Genomic DNA, 19,908 nt, shown 5'->3' on the forward strand with positions numbered 1-19,908 from the left:
GGCGCATCCCTTTGTTGCACAGCGTTGCCATGTTCTTGGCCCATGACGCGCGGCGATGCAAGCGGTTCATGGGCCTTGTTTTCTGCGGGTCAGTCGGTCAGCGTGCCCAGTTCCGGAGTATCCCCTGTCGCGGTCTCGTCCGGCCAGTTGGTGCGCCAGATTTCAGCGGACCAATGGCCGCAATGCACGGCGGGGCGGTCAAAGCCGGGCAGGGCGGGTAGCAGAGGCTCAACAACCACATCATGGCGCGGAACGGCGAAATAGGGGAACGAGTACCGCTCACGCCCTGATCGGTTGACGACGCGGTGCGGCGTGGATTTCAATCGACCGCCCGACCACAGTTCCAGCATGTCGCCGATATTGACGACAAAGCCACCGGGAGGGCAGTCGGGTGTGATCCAGTCTCCGGTGCGGGTTTGCACCTCCAGCCCTCCGACGGGATCTGGGGCGATGATGGTCAGGGCATCCGTATCCTTGTGTGGGTGAATGCCATAGCCGCCCTCATTCGGCGCCTGCGGAGGGTAGTGCAGCAGGGTCATGTTGGTCATCGGGTTTCGGAACGCGTCGCGCAATTGGCGTTCCGGTAAGTCTAGTCCGGTTTCGAGCGCTGCGAGCAGAAGGTCTGCCACGTCATCCAGCATCGACCAGTAGGTCAGGATGACATCGCGCGACCCCGGCACTTCGACCGGCCAGATGTTTGGGCCATACAGCCCGCAATCTTCACGGATCGCAGCATCAGCGTCGACTTCGTGATGCAGCTTGTAACCTTCGTATTTGTCGGCTTTGCCCGAGCCGTCATTGGGCGTGAAGAACCCCATCGGGATAAATCCGCGGTAGTTCTCGCGGGTGATGGCTTGTTGCCATTTAGAGGCCTCTTCGACCGCAAAGATCGCGCGCGCCATGTCGCGCACCTCATCAACGCTTGCCTGGGGAATGCCAGTGCCCATGATCGATAGAAATCCTATCTCCGTGCAGGCTTCCATGATCTGTTGAACGGTTTGGTCGTGGTCAGGATGCGCGGCGTCGCGCAGAGGGCTGAGGTCGATTGTCGGAATGTAGTCCATCAGTGAATCCTGACGCCTTGCCGGTCCAATTCAGCGTGAACAGGGGCCAGGTTCATGCTGTGCAGATCCTGATTGCTTTTCAATGACAAGGCCGCTGCGATGCCAGCCCCTTGTCCCATGACTGCGCAGCACGCCATGTTGCGCGTGGCCGCATGGGCCACCTTGTCGGCGCCGTGCGAACGTCCGGCAACCAAAAGCCCTTTGATCCCTTTGGGCAGCATCGAGCGATAGGGCACCTGCATATAGCGCCCGGTGGTCGGCAGGATCAGGATGCCGTAGCCGTCGATGAACTCGGGATAGATACCAATCGTATCCTCAAACCGGCCCTGATGGCGCGCGTCCTCTTCGGTCATGTTGTAGACCGCGTCGATCTTGCGGGTGTCGCGGATGCCGATGGTCATCCCGAAATTCCGGAGCCGCGCGTTTTCGCAACCGGGCATGAAGCGACGCAGCGCCTCAATGGCGAGCATGGACTGACGCCGGCCTTCGATCTCACCCCTTGTGAGGCTGTCAGGGTCCGTGCCGTCGATTTCAGCCAGATGGATGAGGTTCATATAGGTCAGCTCACCCGTGTCGTGCATCGCGCCCCAGGTCCCTGCGATCGTGTTCAGATGAGGCGGGATCAACCCCTCATCAATTGCCTGCTGGAAAGGCTTGTGAACGAAGGGCGAGAACATGTCGTCCTCTTTGCCCGAGGTTTCGATGTTCCACTCGCCACCGCCACCCCAGTCTTTATAGGTCTGGGGGTCGGCCTTGACGCCTTCCATAAAGGCGCGTTTGTCGACACCGGCGAGATGGAACATGACCGAGGCGGCCATCATATCCTCGCGCGCGGTTTTGTGTGTGGGGGCACCGGCGCGGTGGGCGACATCTGCGTCTCCGGTCGCGTCTATTACGACCTTGGCCAGAATTGCCTCGCGCCCGGCTTTGGATTCGGTGATGATGCCGGTGATCCGGTCGCCCTCCATGATCGGGGCCACGAACTGACGGTGCAGCATCGGGTGCACGCCCGCCTCTTCGACCAGCTTGTCGGCCACCAGCTTGAATCCTTCGCTGTCCAGCTCATAGCTGAGCGATTGGCTTTCCGGCACGGCGGCGCCCATGTCTTTGGCGCGGGTCTCGAACTCCATGCCGATGCCCCCAGCCTCGACCGTTTGTTCGTGGCGGTACCAGGCGAAACCTTCCACGCCCACGGCGGTGATATTGCCGCCCATACAGCCGAAACGATCGACCAGCGACACTTCGGCCCCTGCGCGTGCGGCAGCCAAGGCGGCGGCCAGACCAGCGGGGCCAGAGCCTACGACCAGAACATCCGTTTGGTGAACAACGGGGATTTGACGGGCGGGTTCCGAGATTGTCTGCATCGGTGCCTCATGATTTTACATTTCCGTCACACTTTAGGTTCCTGATTGGCTGGTCAATAAAAAATGCGATGGGCCTGAGGTCGCAAAATCACCAATGGCCGATTGCCCCCGGCGGGGGTTTGGCATAATCACCTTGAAAAGCTCAAATCCACCTTTGAAGGTCACCCAATGCGCCTTAGCCGTTACTTTCTGCCCGTTCTCAAGGAAAACCCCTCCGAGGCCCAGATCGTCAGCCACCGTCTGATGTTGCGCGCCGGGATGATCAAGCAGGCTGCTGCCGGGATCTATTCCTGGCTGCCGCTGGGGTTCAAAGTCCTTCGCAAGCTGGAAAACATTGTGCATGAGGAACAGGCGCGAGCGGGCCACATCGCGATCCAGATGCCAATCCTGCAATCGGCGGAGCTGTGGCGCGAATCCGGTCGCTATGATGACTACGGCCAAGAGATGCTGCGAATGCAGGACCGCCATGGTCGCGACATGCTGTATACGCCTACGGCCGAGGAACTTGTGACCGACATCTTCCGCGGCCATGTCAGCAGCTACAAGGACCTGCCGCTAACCCTCTACCAAATCCAGTGGAAGTTCCGCGATGAAATCCGTCCGCGTTTCGGCGTGATGCGGGGGCGTGAGTTCTACATGAAGGACGGTTACAACTTCGACCTGACCAAGGAAGACGCGCTGCACGCCTATAACCGCCATCTGGTGAGCTACCTGCGCACTTACGAACGCATGGGCCTGCAGGCGATCCCGATGCGCGCCGATTCCGGCCCGATTGGCGGTGATGACACGCACGAGTTCCTGGTTCTGGCCGACACTGGTGAATCCGAGGTCTTCTATGACAGCGCCGTCACTGATCTGACCTTTGGCGACCGTCAGATCGACTATGATGACCGCGCGCAATGTCAGGCGATTTTGGAAGAGTTCACCTCAAAATACGCGCGCACGGACGAAACCCATGATGAGGCGCTGTTCAATCAGATCCCTGAGGAACGCCGCCGCGTGGCGCGCGGGATCGAAGTGGGTCAGATCTTCTATTTCGGCACCAAGTACTCCGAGGCCATGGGCGCGACCGTTCAAGGCCCCGATGGCAAGCCGACCCCGGTTCACATGGGCAGCCACGGCATTGGTGTCAGCCGCCTGATCGGCGCGATCATCGAGGCCAGCCACGATGACAAAGGCATCATCTGGCCCGAGGGCGTGACGCCGTTCCATTGCGGCATCGTCAACCTGAAGCAAGGTGATGAAGAAGCGGACGCGGCCTGTGACAAGCTCTATGGTGCTCTGACCGCTCTGGGTCTTGAGCCGCTCTATGACGACCGTAATGAGCGGGCAGGGGGCAAGTTCGCCACCATGGACCTGATCGGCCTGCCATGGCGCATCACCGTCGGGCCGCGCGGCTTAAAAAACGGTGTGGTCGAGCTGACCTGCCGCCGCACGGGCGAAAGCGAAGAGTTGAGCCCCGAAGCCGCCGTCACCAAAATTGCCGGGATTTATGAGCAGATCGCCTGATCCGCTCATCTCGGTCATCACCGCGACCTACAACCTGCTGTCCCAGGGGCGGCAGGACAGTTTCAAAGGCGTTGTCGATTGCATGCAGCGACAAAAATGCGCACGGGCCGAGCATATCATCCAGGATGGTGCCTCAACTGATGGCACTGTCGCTCTGTTGCACGAGTTGACCGAAGGGATGCCGCGCACGACCGTGATCAGCGAACCGGATGGCGGTTTGTATGACGCGATGAACAAGGGCGCGCAGGCGGCAAAGGGTGAGTACCTTTTGTTCCTGAACTCAGACGACTCGCTGGCCTCGGATGATATTCTCAACCAAGCCGCAGATCGGCTGGAGGCGACCAAGCCTGACTTCCTTTATGGCTCAACGCTGCGCCGCTATGAGGATGGAGGTGAGACGATGGAAAAGCGGATGTCGCTGAAAGCCATCCTGCAGCGCATGCCGTTCTGCCATAACTCGGTCTTCATTCGTCGTGATGTGTTTCAGGCGCTGGGCGGGCACGATAGCCAGTTCCGTATTGCGGCCGATTATGACCTGATGCTGCGCCTGATTGGCTCGGGCTATCAGGGTGAGCGTATGGATGAGCCGATCTCACTGTTCTGGGATCGTGGCGCGACCAGTGATCAAGACGCGACCGGAAAGGATTACGCTCGGGTCTGGATGAACTACTACTCGGGATTCAAATCCGCGAAAGCCCTCAGTCTGGACGATTTCGCCGGGTTCTATCGACGCGGACACATGCCTGCTCGTCTGATCTGGGAACTGTTACGGCGACCTGACACACCCGAGCCGATCAAGACCGCCGCGCGCCACAGTCTGGCAAAAACCTTGCGCCGGTCCGTTCAATTCTGGCGCAGCTACTAGGCCCGTACGATCGGACGCGCAGTCAGAATGTCTCCGTCTGCATCATTCCCGCGGGCCACAACGATCGGACGCCCCATGCGGCGTACCAGTTCCCGAAGCTCAAAACCCAAAAATCGTATTCCACAGACGCGTGCGCCGGTGTCACGGTCGGTTACGCACAGGCGTCCCTTGCGAAAGGCAAGGCGATAGCCTTTGTCCCTTAGGACCTCGGTCAAATTGTTCCAGCTAACTGCGCTTGCAAAGATCGGACGGATCGCCGCACGAAGCAGTGCCGCAGTCTCACAATCCAAATCTGATGAAGGTTTGTGGGCCAAAATCGGGCCCGTCCCAAGTTTTGTATTTTGAATATTCATGAGCGACCCCCGCTCTTTCAAATGTGTTCCCCCAAAGTCAGGGTGACAAAGTTTCTGATATTAAGCAAAAAGTGAAATAAAATTGCTCAATTGTTGTGGCATTTTGAGTTCAGTGCCTCACGCAATGCCGATATTGACTTCATAGCTGAAACAATAGCGGCCTGTCTGTGAAGGTCGTCACAACCTCTGGTGTAACCAATTGGCGGGCAAGACTACTTTTACCCTGCCAAAGGACCGGCAAGTGATTCGTTTCGATCTGGAGGCAGTGCAATTTGACCTCGGCGGATTTGCTGATAGACGAGGGCACGCCCCAGAGAAAGGCCGCAGGTTCGTGCTGAGTTTCGCCACTATCGTCTATTCCAAGGATTATCCGCTGCTCAGGCTTCAGGCGATGTCTATGGCCAGGTTTGTTGCGCCGGATCAGCTGGCCTCGATCCATGTTATTCTGAACGATATAGATGAGGCCGGGCTAGCAGCGAAGATCGAACCGATCCTGCAACACTATGGCCCGCTGCGTCCTAAAGTGCGGATTCTGAAGGGCGAAGAGGTGTTGCTGGGCGAGGGGCACACTGCCAAGCGGCCGCTGAAAGATCGTATCCTCATCGAAAACCGCTATCGCCTGCCGCTGATCCGCAAAGGCGGTTGGCGGGGCAACAATGGCTACCGCATGCAGCAGGTGCTGAAACTTGGCGCGGCGCGGGTGGCAGAGGCCGAGAACATCGTCATTCTCGACACCAAGAACCTGTTCCTGCGGTCGTTCGAAGAAGGCGAATTCTTCTCACCCCAAGGACCAGCCCGCATTCAGTTCATGCCAGTTCACAGCGATTATCACCGCAATTGGTTTCTCCAGAGTCTTGAAGCTTTGGGTGTTGAACAAACGCTGACAGACGATCTGCGCACCACGACGTTTTCCACGCCTTTCCCGGTACGCCGGACGCTGGTCCTTTCGCTGCTTGATGAGATCAATACACGCTACGGCTCAGTTCAGGCACTGTTCGCGTCTAAACGGCGGCCATCAGAGTTCATGTTGATGAACGCGATTTGTCTGAAGTCACGTGATGGCTATGTGCCGTGGTTCGAACCCGCTGACCCTGCGCATATTGGGATGTGGCCGACTTATTCCACGGATGAACTGGCTAAGCTGGTCGCGCGGCTGCAGGACGACAGATCGCTGACCCTCGGGCTGCACAACAGGGCGGTTGCGAACTTGCCAGAGGATTTGCGCGGGCAAGTCTATGCGGCCCTTGAAACGCGTGGCATATGCGATCGCCAGGTGACCGAAGAGGTTCTGCAGCAAACTTCCGCGCTTTCGAGCTGACCTATAAGGACAAGCGGCTTGACCCTCGGACGAAATGCCGAAAGGGTCGCGCCAAACCAGAAAATAACCCGGAGCAGGCATGGCCAAAACACCCCCGCCTTTCGCCCCTTTTGAATGGAAGATCGCCTGGCGCTACCTGCGCGCGCGTCGGGCCGAGGGTGGCGTCAGCGTGATGACCTGGATCTCCCTGATCGGGATCACGCTGGCTGTTTTTGCCCTGATTGCGACCCTAGCGGTGCGCTCGGGGTTCCGGGCTGAATTCGTTGGCACCATTCTGGGGGCTAACGCACATGTGACGGTCTATTCCTCGGGTGAGATCGACACGCAGGGGCGGGTTGACCGGACCATTGCAGATTTTGAGGAGCGTACTGCGCGTTTGGCGCAGGTTCCCGGCGTTGAACGGGTCGCCCCCTTGGTCAAAGGGCAGGTGCTGATCACCAATCGCGACCGCAGCAGTGGGGTTCAGGTCTTCGGGATGCGACCGGACGATCTGCGTGACTTGCCGGGTATTGCGGAAAGCGAGGAAGCGGTTGGCGATCTGTCCCAGTTCCAGACGGGCGAAGACGTCATCGCCATCGGTTCAGGCGTGGCGCGCAGCATTGGCGCCACCGTTGGCGACTCCGTCAAACTGACTTCGCCCAACGGGGTCAAGACGGCCTTTGGAACCTCACCACGGGTAAACGCCTATCGCGTTGTCTACGTGTTCTCGGCCGGGCGCTACGATATCGACCGCACGCGGGTCTATATGCCGTTCTCGCAGGCGCAGAGTTTTTTCAACCGTGAGGGCGTCGCCGACGAGATCGAAGTCATGGTCGACCGTCCCGAAGACCTGAACCCAATCCTGATCCCCATCCTTGAGGCCGCAGGTGAGCGCAGCCAAATCTGGACGTGGCAGGATGCCTCGGGCGGGTTCTTGAGGGCTCTGGAGGTTGAGGACAACGTGATGTTCATAATCCTGTCGATCCTTGTCCTCATTGCGGCTATGAACATCGTCTCGGGCCTGATTATGTTGGTTAAAAACAAAGGCCGAGACATCGGTATCCTGCGCACCATCGGTCTCAGCGAGGGCTCGGTCCTGCGGGTGTTTTTCATCTGCGGTGCGTTCACGGGCATCATCGGCACGGTCATGGGCGTGATCCTGGGTTGCCTGTTCGCGCTTTATATCGACTCGATCTTTTCGTTTGTGAACTACGCGATGGGCGGCGGCGTCTGGGATCCGTCGATCCGTGGGATTTACGCCTTGCCCGCCGAGCTTCACCTCAGCGATGTTCTGAAGGCGATTGGCTTGTCTCTGGGCCTGTCTTTTCTTGTCACCTATTTCCCCGCCCGCCGCGCCGCGCGGCTGAACCCGGTTGAGGCGCTGCGCTATGAATGATGTGAGCTTGCGGCTGAACGGCCTGACGAAAACCTACCTGCAGGGCACTCCGGGTGAGGTGCAGGTTTTGCGCGGGATTGATCTGGAGCTTCAGGCGGGTGAGGCCGTCGCGCTTGTTGCGCCATCGGGTGCGGGCAAGTCGACCCTTTTGCATATCGCCGGGCTGCTGGACACTCCGGACAGTGGCAACGTTGAGATTGCGGGTCAGGATCTTGCAGGAAAAGGCGACCGCACACGCACCTCTGTGCGGCGTCAGGATGTTGGGTTCGTCTACCAGTTCCACCACCTTCTGCCCGAGTTTACAGCGCTCGAGAACATCACCCTGCCACAACTCGCCAACGGTGTGTCCGAGTGGGACGCGCAGGACAGGGCGATTGCCCTCTTGGACCGTGTCGGAGTCGCCCAACGCGCCGATCACCGTCCGGCGGCGTTGTCTGGAGGGGAACAACAGCGGGTCGCGTTCTGTCGCGCTCTGGCCAACGCACCGCGCGTTCTGCTGGCGGATGAACCGACAGGCAACCTTGACCCGGATACATCGGATCAGGTGTTCGAGGCCCTGATGACCCTAGTGCGCGACCAGGGCCTGTCCGCGCTGATCGCCACGCACAATCTGGACCTGGCTGCACGGATGGACCGGATCGTCCGGCTGGAAGGTGGGGTGCTCAAGCCAGTTGAGTGATCGCCACTCCAATCGCCATCACCGCAATCCCACCCGCGCGCATCAGGGTAAGTGGCGTGACCTGCGCGCCGAACAGGCCGAAATGGTCAATGGCGGCCGTGCTAATCAATTGTCCCAATAGGACAAAGAACACGGCATTGCCGACGCCGAAATGCGGCGCGACATGGGTGATCGACAGGACGTAGAAAGCAATCAGAACGCCCGCCAGCAACAGGTGTTTCGGGGCCTGCGCCACTTTTGACAGCGCCTCAAAACCGGGAAAGACCACCATCACCAGTGCGGAAGACCCGAAGGCGATGGCAAACAGGATCACAGCCGCTGTGGTCGGCGAGCCGATAAGCTTGCCGAGCGCCGCGTTCAAAGCTGCAAGGATTGGGACTCCGATCCCGGCGGCCAACATGATGGCTGCGTATTGTGTCATGGCCCGAACCCTCTTTACCCGTATTCGTTGATCTGGATCATTGCGCCAAGCCGCGCAGCGGGCAAGCCTGTTGACAGCAATTGTGGTAGGAGGATGCGATGATCACAAAGCTTTGTTTTGCAACGGCGTCAGCTCTGTTTGCCATGTCTGTCCCCCTCTGGGCGCAGGATGCAGAGAAAGGCGCCGAGCTTTACCAGCACTATTGCGCCACTTGCCATGGGATTGATGCAACCGGCCATGGGCCGATGGCCGGAGTGCTTGTCATTCAGCCGACCAACCTGAAGACACTGGCAAATGCAGACGGTGTTTTCCCTACGGCCCGCGTGGTGGGGCGGATTGACGGGCGTGATCCGTTGCTGAGCCATGGCAGTCCGATGCCAGTTTATGGCCCGTATTTCGAAGGGCAGGACACGGCGATCAAAACGCCCGATGGGCAGCCGATCCTCACCAGCCAGCCCATCGTGGATCTGGTGGAGTATCTGAAAACCCTGCAGGACAGCTAAGCCTTAGCTGCAGATGCCTTCGATCTTTGCCTCGCTCCACGGGATCGCGATGTCACGCTCGCGGCCGGTCTGTGGCAGCGGGGAAATATCGAAATGTTCGCCCAACATATCATGCAACCGTTTAGTGCGCTGCGCCTGAGGGTCCAGCGCGCGGCAGCAGACATATTCCTCGACAATCGCGCCCTGCTGTTCGAACCCGTAGGACAGGAAATCGGGTGAGGTTTCCAGAACGAACAGATAAGGATCCTTGCGCCCGCCATGTTCCGCTGCGGCGCGCAAGGGGTGATAGCCTGTGGTCTCGCGGTTCTGCCATTGCCAGATATGGGTCAGTTCGTGCGCCAGCAACATCGCGGCGATCAGGTTCATCTCTTCGGGGTAGTTGGACATATAGTCCTCAAGATACCAATCGCGCGCGAAATAGACTTTGTTGAACAGGGCAACGGCGGCCGGTTTTCCGGTGACTACCCCTGCCTCGACAGGGGGCAGGATGCGTTCCCGGCAGGCCTCACGCGGGCGCGCTTCGCGGAAATAGGTGACTGGCACGACGGGAGCCCCTTTTACCAGCCGGACGCTATCCAGATCCAAGGTCGTGCCTTGCACCGCGCTTGCAAAGCCACGCTCCTGCTCGGTCAGGGGACGCCCGCAGGAAGACAGAAGCAAAAGGAGCATAAACAGAATGCGCAAGGCCATGAGTTCAACCCTAGTGCGTCACTTGCGTTGCGCAAGACGATTTCACGTAGACGTGGCCGGGCCGCAGCCGGTACTTGATTCAGCGCAAGACCAAATCGGCACGATACCGCTACACGGGTCGAAACATCTATCGGAGAGTACATGTCCAGTTGGGTGCCATTCATATCGGCTTTGACGGCGTTTTTCCTTAGCCACGCCATCCCCGCGCGGGCACCGGTGCGGGCCAGATTGGTCACGGTTCTGGGGCACAAGGGGTATTTGCTGGCATATTCGCTATTGTCCCTCGTCGTCCTTGCATGGCTGATCCTGGCCGCGGCGAATGCGCCCTATGTCGAGGTCATCCCTCCGCGGCCCGTGCTGCGCGGGGTGCCATTGGTCGTGATGCCAGTGGTGTGCTGGCTCGCGGTCGCCGGACTGACCATCAGCAACCCGTTTTCCTTTGGTGGGTTGGGGAAGGCGGCTTTTGATCCGGACCGCCCCGGTATTCTGCGTACCACCCGCCATCCGCTTCTGGCGGCGCTGATGCTGTGGGCCGGGGCGCATCTTCTGGCGAATGGCAGTTTGTCTCACGTGATCTTATTTGGCCTGTTCGCCGGTTTTGCCGCGCTGGGCATGACGCTAATCGACCGCCGGACAGCCCGGTCTTTTGGTGCGGATTGGCCGCGCCTGTCGCGCAATACCGCAAGGTTTTCACTGCGCGCGCCCTCACCTTGGCCGCCCCTTCACGTGTGGCTTGCCTCGCTTGCCGTCTTTGCCGTTCTCATAGGCTTGCACGGTGCTGTGATCGGCGTCTCGCCACTTCCCTGAAGCAAGGAGTGGTCGACCAGTGTGTCCCGTGCTATCTGATACGCTGAAGTCTGACTTACGAGGTCCAAAAATGCATCTGGCCTATGTTACCACCACCGATCGCGGCGCGACTGACCGCTTGTTAAGCGCCGTGGCCGCACATCTGCTGGCGCGTGGTGCCAAACTGGCGGGGGTCGTGCAGACCAACACGGAATGCACCGATAGCAGCAAATGCGATATGGATGTGCAGGTTCTGCCCGATGGCGAGACCATCCGTATCTCGCAATCCTTAGGCGAGCACTCGCGCGGCTGCCGTCTGGACCCTGCAGCGCTCGAGCAGGCTGTGGGACAGGTCATGGCAACGCTTGCCAATGACCCGCAGTTGATGATCATAAACAAGTTCGGCAAGCATGAGGCCGACGGGCGTGGTTTCCGCCCCGTCATCGCCGAGGCGCTGGCGCAGGACATTCCCGTTCTGCTGGGCGTGAACGGGTTGAATGATGAGAAGTTTCAGGCCTTCACGGGAGGCGCGGCAGAACAACTGACCCCGGATCTTGAAGCGATTGTCAGCTGGTTTGAAAAGGTCTCGGCCCAGCGGGCGAATGCCGCCTGAGAGCAGCCTCACGTAGCGTAATGCGCTGATATCCTGACTTGTTTGGCCGTGCCTTGGCTGCAATCCTCGTTTAGAGAGGATTTTATGCATGTGGGTAAACTGGGCCGGGAACGAAACCGCCACCGCTCCGATTGCGCGCCCTTTGGGGTTGGAACAGCTGCGGGCAGCGGTTGCGGAACCCGAAAACCTGCGGGTTGTTGGGGCAGGGCATTCCTTTACCCCAATCGTGGGCGGTGCCGAACGGATATTGGATCTGTCACAGTTGCATTTGCCCACAGTTGGACCGGTCGAAGATGGGCAGGTCTGGGTCAATGCCAATGCACGTCTGCGTGACCTTTCGCCCGCTTTGGCCAAGCAGGGCGTGGCGTTCCGCAATCTGGGCGACATCAACACGCAGTCTTTGGCTGGGGCTGCGTCCACGGCTACCCACGGCACCGGACGCACTCTGCCCTGCCTTGCGGCCGAGATCACTGATGCCAAGTTTATAGGGGCGACCGGTGACATGCTGACCACCTCGCAAATCCCGCTGGAGATGGCGCAGGTGACGCTGGGCTTGCTGGGTATTCTGATCGAGGCGCGGATCAATGTTGTGCCGAAATACAATCTGCGCCGTCAAGTCACGCTTACCGATCTGCCGGATGTCTTGGCCAACATGCATCAGAATTGGGCCGAGAACCGGAATTTTGAGTTCTTCTATATCCCCTTCACAGGCAAAGCCGTCGAACTGCGCCACGCCGTCACCGACGCCCCCGAAAGCAAAGCACCGCGCGATCTGGATATGCTCGCGGTCAAGGTGTTGAAGCTCGCCCGCAACGCGGGACGCCTCAGTCCCGGTCTGCGCAAGCTGTTGCTGAACCTGCTCACGTTGGCTCAGTCGGATGAGGATTACGTGGGTGAAAGCTGGCGGGTGCTGTGCAGCGACAGGCAAATCCGGTTCAAGGAGATGGAGTATCATTTGCCTGCCGATGTCGCTGGTGATGTGTTGGCCGAGGTCTTTCGCCGTCTGGAGCGTGACCACAAGTACATCTACTTCCCAATCGAAGTGCGCCAGACGGCAGGTGACACGGCCTGCCTGTCACCGTTTCAGGGTGGCCCACGGATCTCGATCGCTCTGCACACGGATGCGGGCGAAGATCACAGCCGCTATTTCAACGCTCTGGAGCCGCTGTTTCTTGAGGCTGGAGGGCGCCCGCATTGGGGCAAGATGCACAGTCTTTCATACAAAGAATTGTCCGCCTTGTATCCGGATTTCGACCGGTTCTGCGCCCTGCGTGAGGAATTGGATCCGCACGGCAAATTCCTGACGCCTGCCTTGAGCCGATTGTTCCGACCATGAGCGATCCCTACCTCACCCGACTGTCCGAGACCCTGCGCACCCACGGGGTCGACCAGCCTGTCGTCGCGATAGATTTGGATCGTGTCGAGGCAAATTGCCGTGCAGCACAGGCCGCAGCTGACCCCGGACTGGACCGGCGCTTGGTCGCAAAATCTCTGCCTTGCCTGCCGTTGCTGGATTATATCCGCGGGCTGATCCCCAGCTCCGGTCTGATGAGCTTCTCCGAACCGATGCTAATGGAGCTACTGCAAGCGGAACAAGAAACGGACCATCTGATCGGAAAACCGCTACCCGTAACCTCTGCCGCGCGCGTGTTACAGTCTTGCTCGGACGCTGTGGACCGAGTGCAATGGCTGATCGACACCCCCGAACGCCTGCGCGAGTATCTAACCTTGGCGGAGACAAGCCAAACGTCCCTGCGTTTGTCGCTTGAGGTGGATATCGGCCTGCATCGCGGTGGGTTGCAGGTAGATCAGGTTGCCGAACTCGCGCGGGTGATCTTGTCGCATCCAAACGCGCGCTTAAGCGGGCTTATGGGGTATGAGGCGCATCTGGCGAAGCTGCCCGGTCTCCTGAAGTCGCGGGCAACGAAGGCCAGCGCCAAAGCGTTTGAACATGCCTTGGCTGCACTGCCTGAAGGCGCGGGTTATTGCCTGAACACCGGCGGCAGCCTGACTTTTCGGAGCTACCGCGCACGCGGCCCAGCCACCGAGGTTGCGTTTGGTTCGATCCTCGTGAAACCAACCGATTTCGACCACGCGACCACCGTGGCCTTTCAACCGGCTGCGTTTCTGGCCAGCCCTGTTCTCAAGGCCATGCACGCGAACCCGTTGCCCGGATTGGAGTTCCTGCCCCAGCGCAAAACCCATATCGCGATCTTCGGAGGGTATTTCCCCGGCCAACCCGTTCACCCCGGCGGGTTCACCTATTCCTCGGTCTTCGGGCGGTCGAGCAATCAGGAGGTTTGGACTGGCCGCTCTCAGCATGCCGTCAAACCCGGTGACATCGCGTTGATCCGCCCGAGCCAAAGCGAGGCTGTTCTGAACCTGTTCGGATCGGTTTTGGCAGTGCGAGAGGGGCAGGTGATCGCGGAATGGCCATGCTTGCCGAATTGACTCCGATAGCACAGCGATACTTGTGCGATTTTTAAGCCGTTTTTCACCGCGAAGCGCATTGAATTCGCAAAGCTATGGGCGTAGGTCTCAACGAGTGCCGACCGCGTGTCGACACAGCTTGCCCGCGTGGTGGAATGGTAGACACAAGAGACTTAAAATCTCTGGGCCGGAAGGCCGTGCCGGTTCGAGTCCGGCCGCGGGTACCACTTTTTAAAGAAAATAACTTAAAAAACGCAAGTTCCGGCAGTCGGTATCCCTTGTGGTGTCCCTTTAGAAGGCGTCTAAGGGTCAATCAGGCTTAGCTGGGTTGGTTCATCCAAACGGCGAAACTCTATCAACTTCAACTTTTTCCGGCTGCGTTCGCTTGTCACGTCGTGGACCAGCCTGAAGCATCGTGGTCACCCACCGTTGGCAACTGCTGCCAAGAGTAGTGAAATCGCTGGCGAATAGATTGTCCGGTCTTGCGTGGAAATCACAGCTATCAGCTTCTAGGCGGTGGTGCAGTTCAAGACCTTGTGTAGATCCAAACAGCCAACTAAGCCGCATTAACGCCTCTGACGGCGGCAGTTCCAAATCGGGCGATGCTCAAGAGTCAGACGATCTTCCTCAGCTCGACGTTCCTCAGTCGTGCCAGAGAACGGACGAACCGGAAGTTCCAACTCACAACCATCAACCATTTCCCGCCGCTCTCGCTGCTTCTTACGTTCGTTGTCATACTTATTAACAAGGTGAGGATTATCACCAGCGGGATAAACACGTTCCAGCCATTTGCCATATCGAAACAACGTGTGGAGGCTGCTATTGCCTTTGCCGCCTTCGCCAAAGTTGAAAACACGGCCATCAGGAAACCGGAAGACATACAAGCCCGCAACGTACGGCACATCGGCCTTAGTTAAAGAATACTGCGATCTGTTCAGCGTGCCGACAGACGTGAAACCGTCAAGATATGTTGATGCGTGTTCCATTTGAGGGCTGCATCTGTTTTTAGGATGTTTCAAACCCCTCCCTTTGGTCTTGATGAAATAAGATCAAAAAGAGAACATTTGAGGCTATGAAAAAGTGGCCCCGAACCATCCCATTCGATCTACGCAAACGGATTGTGAGCCTTTAAGAGCATCGCTCCCCACCATCGCTGCAGTCTCAGTGGGGTGAGGCTTTGGCTGATGCTATGGAGGCAGGTGAAGTAGATCTCGGAGGGTATTTGAAACAACTAGACTTCGAATTTCAGAACTCTCTTGTAGACCGAAGACCTGAGGAAGTTCTCAGACTCCGATAACACATTGCATAAAATTCTTCTGGATCAAATGGCCCTTTCTGCGCCGCCATTTAGTGCCGGTCGCTCGGTCGGCGCGGCGACGCCAGCGATTGAATGTCAACTTCGGGCTCAGGAGCAGACGTTCTGTAAATCCCCTTCAAAGTCCGCGTTGCGGACTTTACTGCCATTCGCCCGAATGATGCGAATGACTGCTTTCCACTCAAGGCACTTAGGTATCTTCGGCGGAACGCAACTTGAGCCATGCCACAACGTTGGCCACCGACTCATGGTTTTTAGTGGCTCGCGACATGAGGACATAGAAGTCATTTCTGCCCACGTTCCAGGCTGCACCAACCTCGACCAAGCGTCCGGCTTCAATGTCATGAGCTACTAGAAACCGGCTTACCAAGGCCACGCCTTGTCCAGCGATGGCTGCGTCTACCGCAAGCGACGTTTGGCTCAAGCGGAGGTCACGGGGAGATTGGTCCTCAACGCCTAATTGCGCAAGGTAGCTGGGCCATAGATCATGGGTGCCATGGATCTTCGGCAGTTTGGCGAGGGTTTCTGGCTCAAGGAGACTACCGTCCTTGGCCGCGAATTTTGGCGCGGCTACCGCGATGAGCGATTGCTTGAACAAAAGCGTCACGTCCAGTGAAGCGCCGAAGGGTGGCGACCCTTGGCGCACTGCGAGGTCTATCCCGTCGCTATGAAAACTCGAGACTTTCTCAGTGGCCATGATCCGCAAATCAATGTTCGGGTATGCCGCCGAAAAATCCGGTAGGTTGGGGATCAGCCATTTTGCAGCGAAAGTCGGAGTGACGCTGATAAGGACTTTGTACGGCTCTGGCTTCAACTCGGCAGTTGCGGATCGAAGGTCTGCAAACACGTCAGCGATCCGGTTGTGAAAGCTGCGTCCTACCGATGTAAACCGTAGGCCCTTCGGTACCCGTTCAAACAAGGCCACATCAAGATGCGCTTCGAGCTGACGCACTTGTTGCGCCACGGCCCCTTGCGTGACGCCCAATTCATCAGCGGCGGCTCGGAAACTAAGGCGGCGGCCTGCTGCATCGAAAGCACGCAAACTATTGAGCGGGGGAAGGTCAGTCATTTTGCGATAGTATTTCTACTGTCACGTAACATCAATTCTCAATCGCACTTTCTCATTGAGAGAGCCATATATAGTCCAATCATGAAAGGATACTCGTTATGTCAGTAGAAAAAGTAGCTCTGGTCACAGCGGGCGGCAGCGGCATGGGAGCGGATGCAGCCCGCAAATTGGCGGAAGATGGGTTCAAGGTTGGCATCCTGTCCTCGTCCGGCAAGGGTGAGGCGCTCGGCGGCGAACTCGGCGGCTTTGGCGTGACCGGCTCTAACCTTGACGGAGAAGCGCTGAACGCTTTGGTCGAGGGTGCGAAGGATCGTTGGGGCCGTATTGATGTCTTGGTGAACTCTGCTGGCCACGGACCGAAGGGTCCGGTTCTCGAAATCAGCGACGACGAATGGCATAAAGGGATGGAAGTCTACCTGATGAACGTGATCCGCCCGACAAGGCGTGTCACACCCACAATGCAGGCGCAGGGCGGCGGAGCAATCATCAACATCTCAACCTTTGCGGCATTCGAACCCGACCCTCTTTTTCCAACGTCGGGGGTATTCCGGGCCGGGCTTGCTGCATTCACGAAGCTCTACTCGGACAAATTTGCGTCAGAGAACATTCGTATGAACAACGTCCTTCCGGGCTTCATCGACAGCCTGCCCGAAACCGAAGACCGCAAAGCGCGTATTCCCATGGGGCGTTACGGGTTGGCGTCGGAGGTGTCTTCTCTTATTTCGTGGCTCGTCTCAGAAGATGGTGGCTACATGACGGGACAAAACCTGCGTATCGACGGAGGCTTGACCCGTGCAGTCTGATGTTTTGGTCCTTGGATCGCCTCGCGAGCGCCTTGTCTTCGCGGTGAAGTGGGGCGCATCCGCCGTTCAGATCATGGGATACACTGCGACGGGTTTTGGCTGGGCACCTTGGAACCTATACATGTTTCTTGTCGGTGTCGTTGGTTGGTTCGCCGTCGGCGCACTGTGGAATGACAAGGCGCTGATGCTTGTCCACCTTGTCGCGCTAGGCGCAATGATTGCTGGTATGGTTAGCGGCAGATGAGCAAAAGCAGCCATTCGTGCATTGCGTAGCATTCGGTATTTCTGGGCTCGAAGCCGTCGTTCGCTGCGCTTTGTACGAATGACCAGTTTTGGTGAAAGCAACCATCAGCCGATTGCAGCGTCAATGACCGCTATGAGGACAAAGCTGACTTCTGAAGAACGTGGTCTAACGACCGCTCTTTCGAACCTTCGATTGAGGCACACAGCTTAAATCGACATGAGCCATTTCTTGAAAATCCTTACTGTGACTCGTTCTTGATCACCCGGACGACAGACGAAGTAGAGTCCGCGATCCAATGAAACACGGGTTTCATCCAGACGGATCAACCGACCAAGTTACAAGTCCCTAGCTGCCAAAAGACGTCTCGCCAACGCCACGCCTTGCCCGTCAATCGCGGCCTCCTACAAAACGGCACTGTCGACGTACTTGATGCTCTGCGCGTTGATCCGATCAGAGCTCAAACCAACTTGCGCTGCCCAACTTTCCCATCCGACGTTAAAGGCGTCGTGCAAAAGTGGATGACTAGCCACGACCTCGGCGCGCGTCGGCAGCCGGGTTTGTTCAATAAGAGATTGGGCAGCCACGACAATCAGTTCCTCTTGCCGTATTTGCTCACGATTTAGCCCGTCCCAGCCGGGTTTGCCAAAGCGCAAAGCGACATCAACGTCGGATACATCGAAATCCGCAAATACATCATTCGTGTCCAGCAACAATGAAATACCAGGATGTTCTTGTTCAAACGAGTTGAGTAGCTGCACAAACCACTTGAGCGCAAGCGATTTAGACAAAGACACTGTAACCGACTGGCGGTGATGAAGTCGTTTCACCTCCATCACGCCCAGCTGCAATGTCGAAAATGCCCCGCGAGTTGATTGATGCAGGCGTTTCCCGGCCTTGGTCAGTTCAACGCCATTTGGTCGGCGGTGAAAGAGCGTCACACCAAGATGCAGTTCCAGCAACTTGATTTGTCGACTGATCGCCCCGTGGGTGACGTTCAGAACATCCGCTGCTCTGCTCAGGCTGGAGTGGGTAGCGGTCTCGTCAAATGCCTGAAGGGCGCGAAGGTGTCTGAGGTTCTCCATGATGTGAGGAAAATTAACGGCAATGTCCAATTAACTCGATAGGATTACCTAATTCCAAGAGGATACACCGCTATCAACGCAACAAATCTCACATACTATACATCTGAGGAAAGGGGATGCCATGCCCGATACCAAAGTCGCGCTGATGACAGGCATAGGACAAGGTATTGGCCTGGGTTGCGCCATTGAAATGGCAAAGGCGGGCTACAAAGTTTCGCTGATGTCCCCGTCAAACCGGTCTGTTGAACTGGCGGAAGAGCTTGGGGGCATTGGTCGTCGTGGCTCTTTTTTAGATGTCGACGATCTCCAAAAGATGTTCGACGACACTATGAACAAATATGGAAGGATCGATGCAATCGTTAGCAATACTGGCCACGGCGGTGCGGTGCCAGAAGCGATAAAGACGGTAGGGTTTGATCCCGACTTTAACGGGCCGCTTTTGGAACTCAGCGACGCGTTGTGGCATGAAAGTCTGGATATGTACGTACTGAACGTCGTCAAGATTGCCCGCATTGTCACGCCCATATTGATCGAACAGGGCGGGGGTGCACTCGTAAACATTTCGTCCATGAACACAATCGAGCCGCGCGCGCCCTATCCCATGAGCATGCTGCGTGGCGCTCTGCACAGTTTCTCAAAGCTTTATGGGGATCGCTACGCACGGCACAATATACGCATGAACAACCTGCTGCCCGGGTTCTGCGAAAACGTAAATCTATCCGAACAGGCCCGTCGGGAAATCCCAGCTAAGCGGCCGGCAACGTTCGAAGAAAGTGGGCAGCCTGCGTATTTCTTGCCAGCGATGGAGCCCGGTATATTAACGGTCAGAGCATTCTATCCGATGGCGGGATGAACCGCGCGGTACGATAGCAAAGAGGTGCTAAAATGATTGTTACGGAACTCAAAGATATCCTTGGTACAGATCGGGACGTTTCCGGGCCTGGTTGGAACAGCAGAAGACTGCTTCTCGCGTCAGATGGGATGGGGTTCTCGCTGACTGATACGATCATCAAAAAAGGCGCAGTGCTGGAACTGAAATATTCCCATCATTTGGAAGCGTGTTACTGCATCGAGGGCAAGGGGCAGATCAGAGCGTTTGAAGATGAAACCTGGCATTTGCTTGAACCATTTACCCTCTATGCCTTAGACCAACATGACCGACATTTGGTGCGTGCAACAGAGTCTGACCTTCGGCTTGTCTGCGTATTCAACCCACCGCTCAGCGGGCGCGAAGTACACCGCGAAGACGGAAGTTATGCTCCAACTGTATCTGGATGAGCACGGTGATATGTTGCGCAAACCGGCCGTTCAAGAAGAGCGCAGCATTTGGAAATTTGGGCGCAGAGCGGATCATCGAAACACAGTGAGAATGACTAATCGCTGAGATCATACCTGCCATCAAAATCGGTGCAGGTTCTTTGCGAC

General features: G+C 57.5%; 21 protein-coding genes, 1 tRNA gene and 1 pseudogene. 15 read left to right on the forward strand and 8 right to left on the reverse strand.

The genetic code is table 11. The features are described from left to right. Positions 1-89: 89 nt before the first annotated feature. Both ACR0JF_RS10820 and ACR0JF_RS10825 read right to left on the reverse strand, forming a co-directional pair. Complete coding sequence (locus ACR0JF_RS10820) at positions 90-1,064, reverse strand: 2OG-Fe(II) oxygenase family protein (protein ID WP_170660048.1); 975 nt, start codon at positions 1,062-1,064, stop codon at positions 90-92. Beyond that, positions 1,064-2,428, reverse strand: coding sequence for an FAD-dependent oxidoreductase (locus ACR0JF_RS10825; protein WP_170660049.1), 1,365 nt, complete (start codon positions 2,426-2,428; stop codon positions 1,064-1,066). Before ACR0JF_RS10825 ends, ACR0JF_RS10820 begins: the two co-directional genes overlap by 1 nt. 168 nt (positions 2,429-2,596) lie before the next feature. Here ACR0JF_RS10825 and proS point away from each other — a divergent pair, with 168 nt between their 5' ends. Together proS and ACR0JF_RS10835 are read left to right on the forward strand one after the other, a co-directional pair. Further along, positions 2,597-3,937: a proline--tRNA ligase gene (proS, locus tag ACR0JF_RS10830; RefSeq protein ID WP_170660050.1), complete on the forward strand. Its 1,341-nt coding sequence runs from the start codon at positions 2,597-2,599 to the stop codon at positions 3,935-3,937. Further along, complete coding sequence (locus ACR0JF_RS10835; RefSeq protein ID WP_170660051.1) at positions 3,921-4,802, forward strand: glycosyltransferase family 2 protein; 882 nt, start codon at positions 3,921-3,923, stop codon at positions 4,800-4,802. Before proS ends, ACR0JF_RS10835 begins: the two co-directional genes overlap by 17 nt. Here ACR0JF_RS10835 and ACR0JF_RS10840 read toward each other — a convergent pair. Continuing rightward, positions 4,799-5,155 carry a hypothetical protein gene (locus ACR0JF_RS10840; protein ID WP_170660052.1) on the reverse strand — a complete coding sequence of 119 codons (357 nt, stop codon included), beginning with the start codon at positions 5,153-5,155 and terminating at the stop codon, positions 4,799-4,801. The two genes, ACR0JF_RS10835 and ACR0JF_RS10840, sit on opposite strands and share 4 nt — an antisense overlap. Before the next feature lie 241 nt (positions 5,156-5,396). On the opposite strand from ACR0JF_RS10840, the gene ACR0JF_RS10845 reads away from it, so the two are divergent. From ACR0JF_RS10845 to ACR0JF_RS10855, 3 genes are all read left to right on the forward strand, one after another. After that, a complete protein-coding gene (locus ACR0JF_RS10845) occupies positions 5,397-6,473 on the forward strand; it encodes a DUF6492 family protein (protein WP_170660053.1) in 1,077 nt (358 codons plus the stop codon). 79 nt (positions 6,474-6,552) lie between these two features. After that, positions 6,553-7,848, forward strand: coding sequence for a lipoprotein-releasing ABC transporter permease subunit (locus ACR0JF_RS10850; RefSeq protein WP_480669260.1), 1,296 nt, complete (start codon positions 6,553-6,555; stop codon positions 7,846-7,848). Beyond that, entirely contained in the window at positions 7,841-8,527 is a 687-nt protein-coding gene (locus ACR0JF_RS10855; RefSeq protein WP_170660055.1) for an ABC transporter ATP-binding protein, read from the forward strand. Before ACR0JF_RS10850 ends, ACR0JF_RS10855 begins: the two co-directional genes overlap by 8 nt. Here ACR0JF_RS10855 and ACR0JF_RS10860 read toward each other — a convergent pair. Then, positions 8,511-8,948 (reverse strand): DMT family transporter, encoded by a 438-nt coding sequence (locus ACR0JF_RS10860; RefSeq protein ID WP_170461979.1) that lies wholly within the window; start codon positions 8,946-8,948, stop codon positions 8,511-8,513. The two genes, ACR0JF_RS10855 and ACR0JF_RS10860, sit on opposite strands and share 17 nt — an antisense overlap. Positions 8,949-9,046: 98 nt before the next feature. Here ACR0JF_RS10860 and ACR0JF_RS10865 point away from each other — a divergent pair, with 98 nt between their 5' ends. Beyond that, positions 9,047-9,451, forward strand: a complete 405-nt coding sequence (locus ACR0JF_RS10865; protein ID WP_170660056.1) for a c-type cytochrome — start codon at positions 9,047-9,049, stop codon at positions 9,449-9,451. Between the two features lie 3 nt (positions 9,452-9,454). Here the strand turns inward: ACR0JF_RS10865 and ACR0JF_RS10870 are convergent, their stop codons facing one another. Beyond that, positions 9,455-10,141, reverse strand: coding sequence for a hypothetical protein (locus ACR0JF_RS10870; RefSeq protein WP_170660057.1), 687 nt, complete (start codon positions 10,139-10,141; stop codon positions 9,455-9,457). A gap of 141 nt (positions 10,142-10,282) precedes the next feature. Here ACR0JF_RS10870 and ACR0JF_RS10875 point away from each other — a divergent pair, with 141 nt between their 5' ends. From ACR0JF_RS10875 to ACR0JF_RS10895, 5 genes are all read left to right on the forward strand, one after another. Continuing rightward, positions 10,283-10,948 carry an NnrU family protein gene (locus tag ACR0JF_RS10875; RefSeq protein WP_170660058.1) on the forward strand — a complete coding sequence of 222 codons (666 nt, stop codon included), beginning with the start codon at positions 10,283-10,285 and terminating at the stop codon, positions 10,946-10,948. 70 nt (positions 10,949-11,018) lie between these two features. Next, a complete protein-coding gene (locus ACR0JF_RS10880; protein WP_170660059.1) occupies positions 11,019-11,540 on the forward strand; it encodes a DUF2478 domain-containing protein in 522 nt (173 codons plus the stop codon). 88 nt (positions 11,541-11,628) lie between these two features. Continuing rightward, entirely contained in the window at positions 11,629-12,876 is a 1,248-nt protein-coding gene (locus ACR0JF_RS10885) for a D-arabinono-1,4-lactone oxidase (protein WP_170660060.1), read from the forward strand. Beyond that, positions 12,873-13,991, forward strand: a complete 1,119-nt coding sequence (locus tag ACR0JF_RS10890; protein ID WP_170660061.1) for an alanine racemase — start codon at positions 12,873-12,875, stop codon at positions 13,989-13,991. The genes ACR0JF_RS10885 and ACR0JF_RS10890 overlap by 4 nt, the downstream gene beginning before the upstream one ends. A 120-nt stretch (positions 13,992-14,111) precedes the next feature. Then, positions 14,112-14,197, forward strand: a tRNA-Leu gene (locus ACR0JF_RS10895). A gap of 339 nt (positions 14,198-14,536) precedes the next feature. Here ACR0JF_RS10895 and ACR0JF_RS10900 read toward each other — a convergent pair. Beyond that, the gene (locus ACR0JF_RS10900; RefSeq protein WP_170660062.1) at positions 14,537-14,956 is read right to left on the reverse strand and encodes a hypothetical protein; all 420 of its coding nucleotides are present in this window, start codon (positions 14,954-14,956) and stop codon (positions 14,537-14,539) included. A gap of 519 nt (positions 14,957-15,475) precedes the next feature. After that, entirely contained in the window at positions 15,476-16,354 is an 879-nt protein-coding gene (locus ACR0JF_RS10905) for a LysR substrate-binding domain-containing protein (RefSeq protein WP_170660063.1), read from the reverse strand. Positions 16,355-16,452: 98 nt separating this feature from the next. Here ACR0JF_RS10905 and ACR0JF_RS10910 point away from each other — a divergent pair, with 98 nt between their 5' ends. Both ACR0JF_RS10910 and ACR0JF_RS10915 read left to right on the forward strand, forming a co-directional pair. Continuing rightward, a complete protein-coding gene (locus ACR0JF_RS10910; protein WP_170660064.1) occupies positions 16,453-17,157 on the forward strand; it encodes an SDR family oxidoreductase in 705 nt (234 codons plus the stop codon). Next, entirely contained in the window at positions 17,147-17,401 is a 255-nt protein-coding gene (locus ACR0JF_RS10915) for a DUF6552 family protein (protein WP_170660065.1), read from the forward strand. Before ACR0JF_RS10910 ends, ACR0JF_RS10915 begins: the two co-directional genes overlap by 11 nt. Positions 17,402-17,802: 401 nt before the next feature. Here ACR0JF_RS10915 and ACR0JF_RS10920 read toward each other — a convergent pair whose 3' ends face one another. Next, entirely contained in the window at positions 17,803-18,513 is a 711-nt protein-coding gene (locus ACR0JF_RS10920) for a LysR family transcriptional regulator (RefSeq protein ID WP_480669264.1), read from the reverse strand. 160 nt (positions 18,514-18,673) lie between these two features. On the opposite strand from ACR0JF_RS10920, the pseudogene ACR0JF_RS10925 reads away from it, so the two are divergent. Then, positions 18,674-19,353: pseudogene (locus tag ACR0JF_RS10925) on the forward strand (SDR family oxidoreductase). Between the two features lie 15 nt (positions 19,354-19,368). Then, positions 19,369-19,761: an ectoine synthase gene (locus ACR0JF_RS10930; RefSeq protein WP_170660066.1), complete on the forward strand. Its 393-nt coding sequence runs from the start codon at positions 19,369-19,371 to the stop codon at positions 19,759-19,761. The last annotated feature ends 147 nt before the right edge of the window (positions 19,762-19,908 follow it).

It is taken from the genome of Ruegeria sp. BG11 (genome assembly GCF_056538565.1).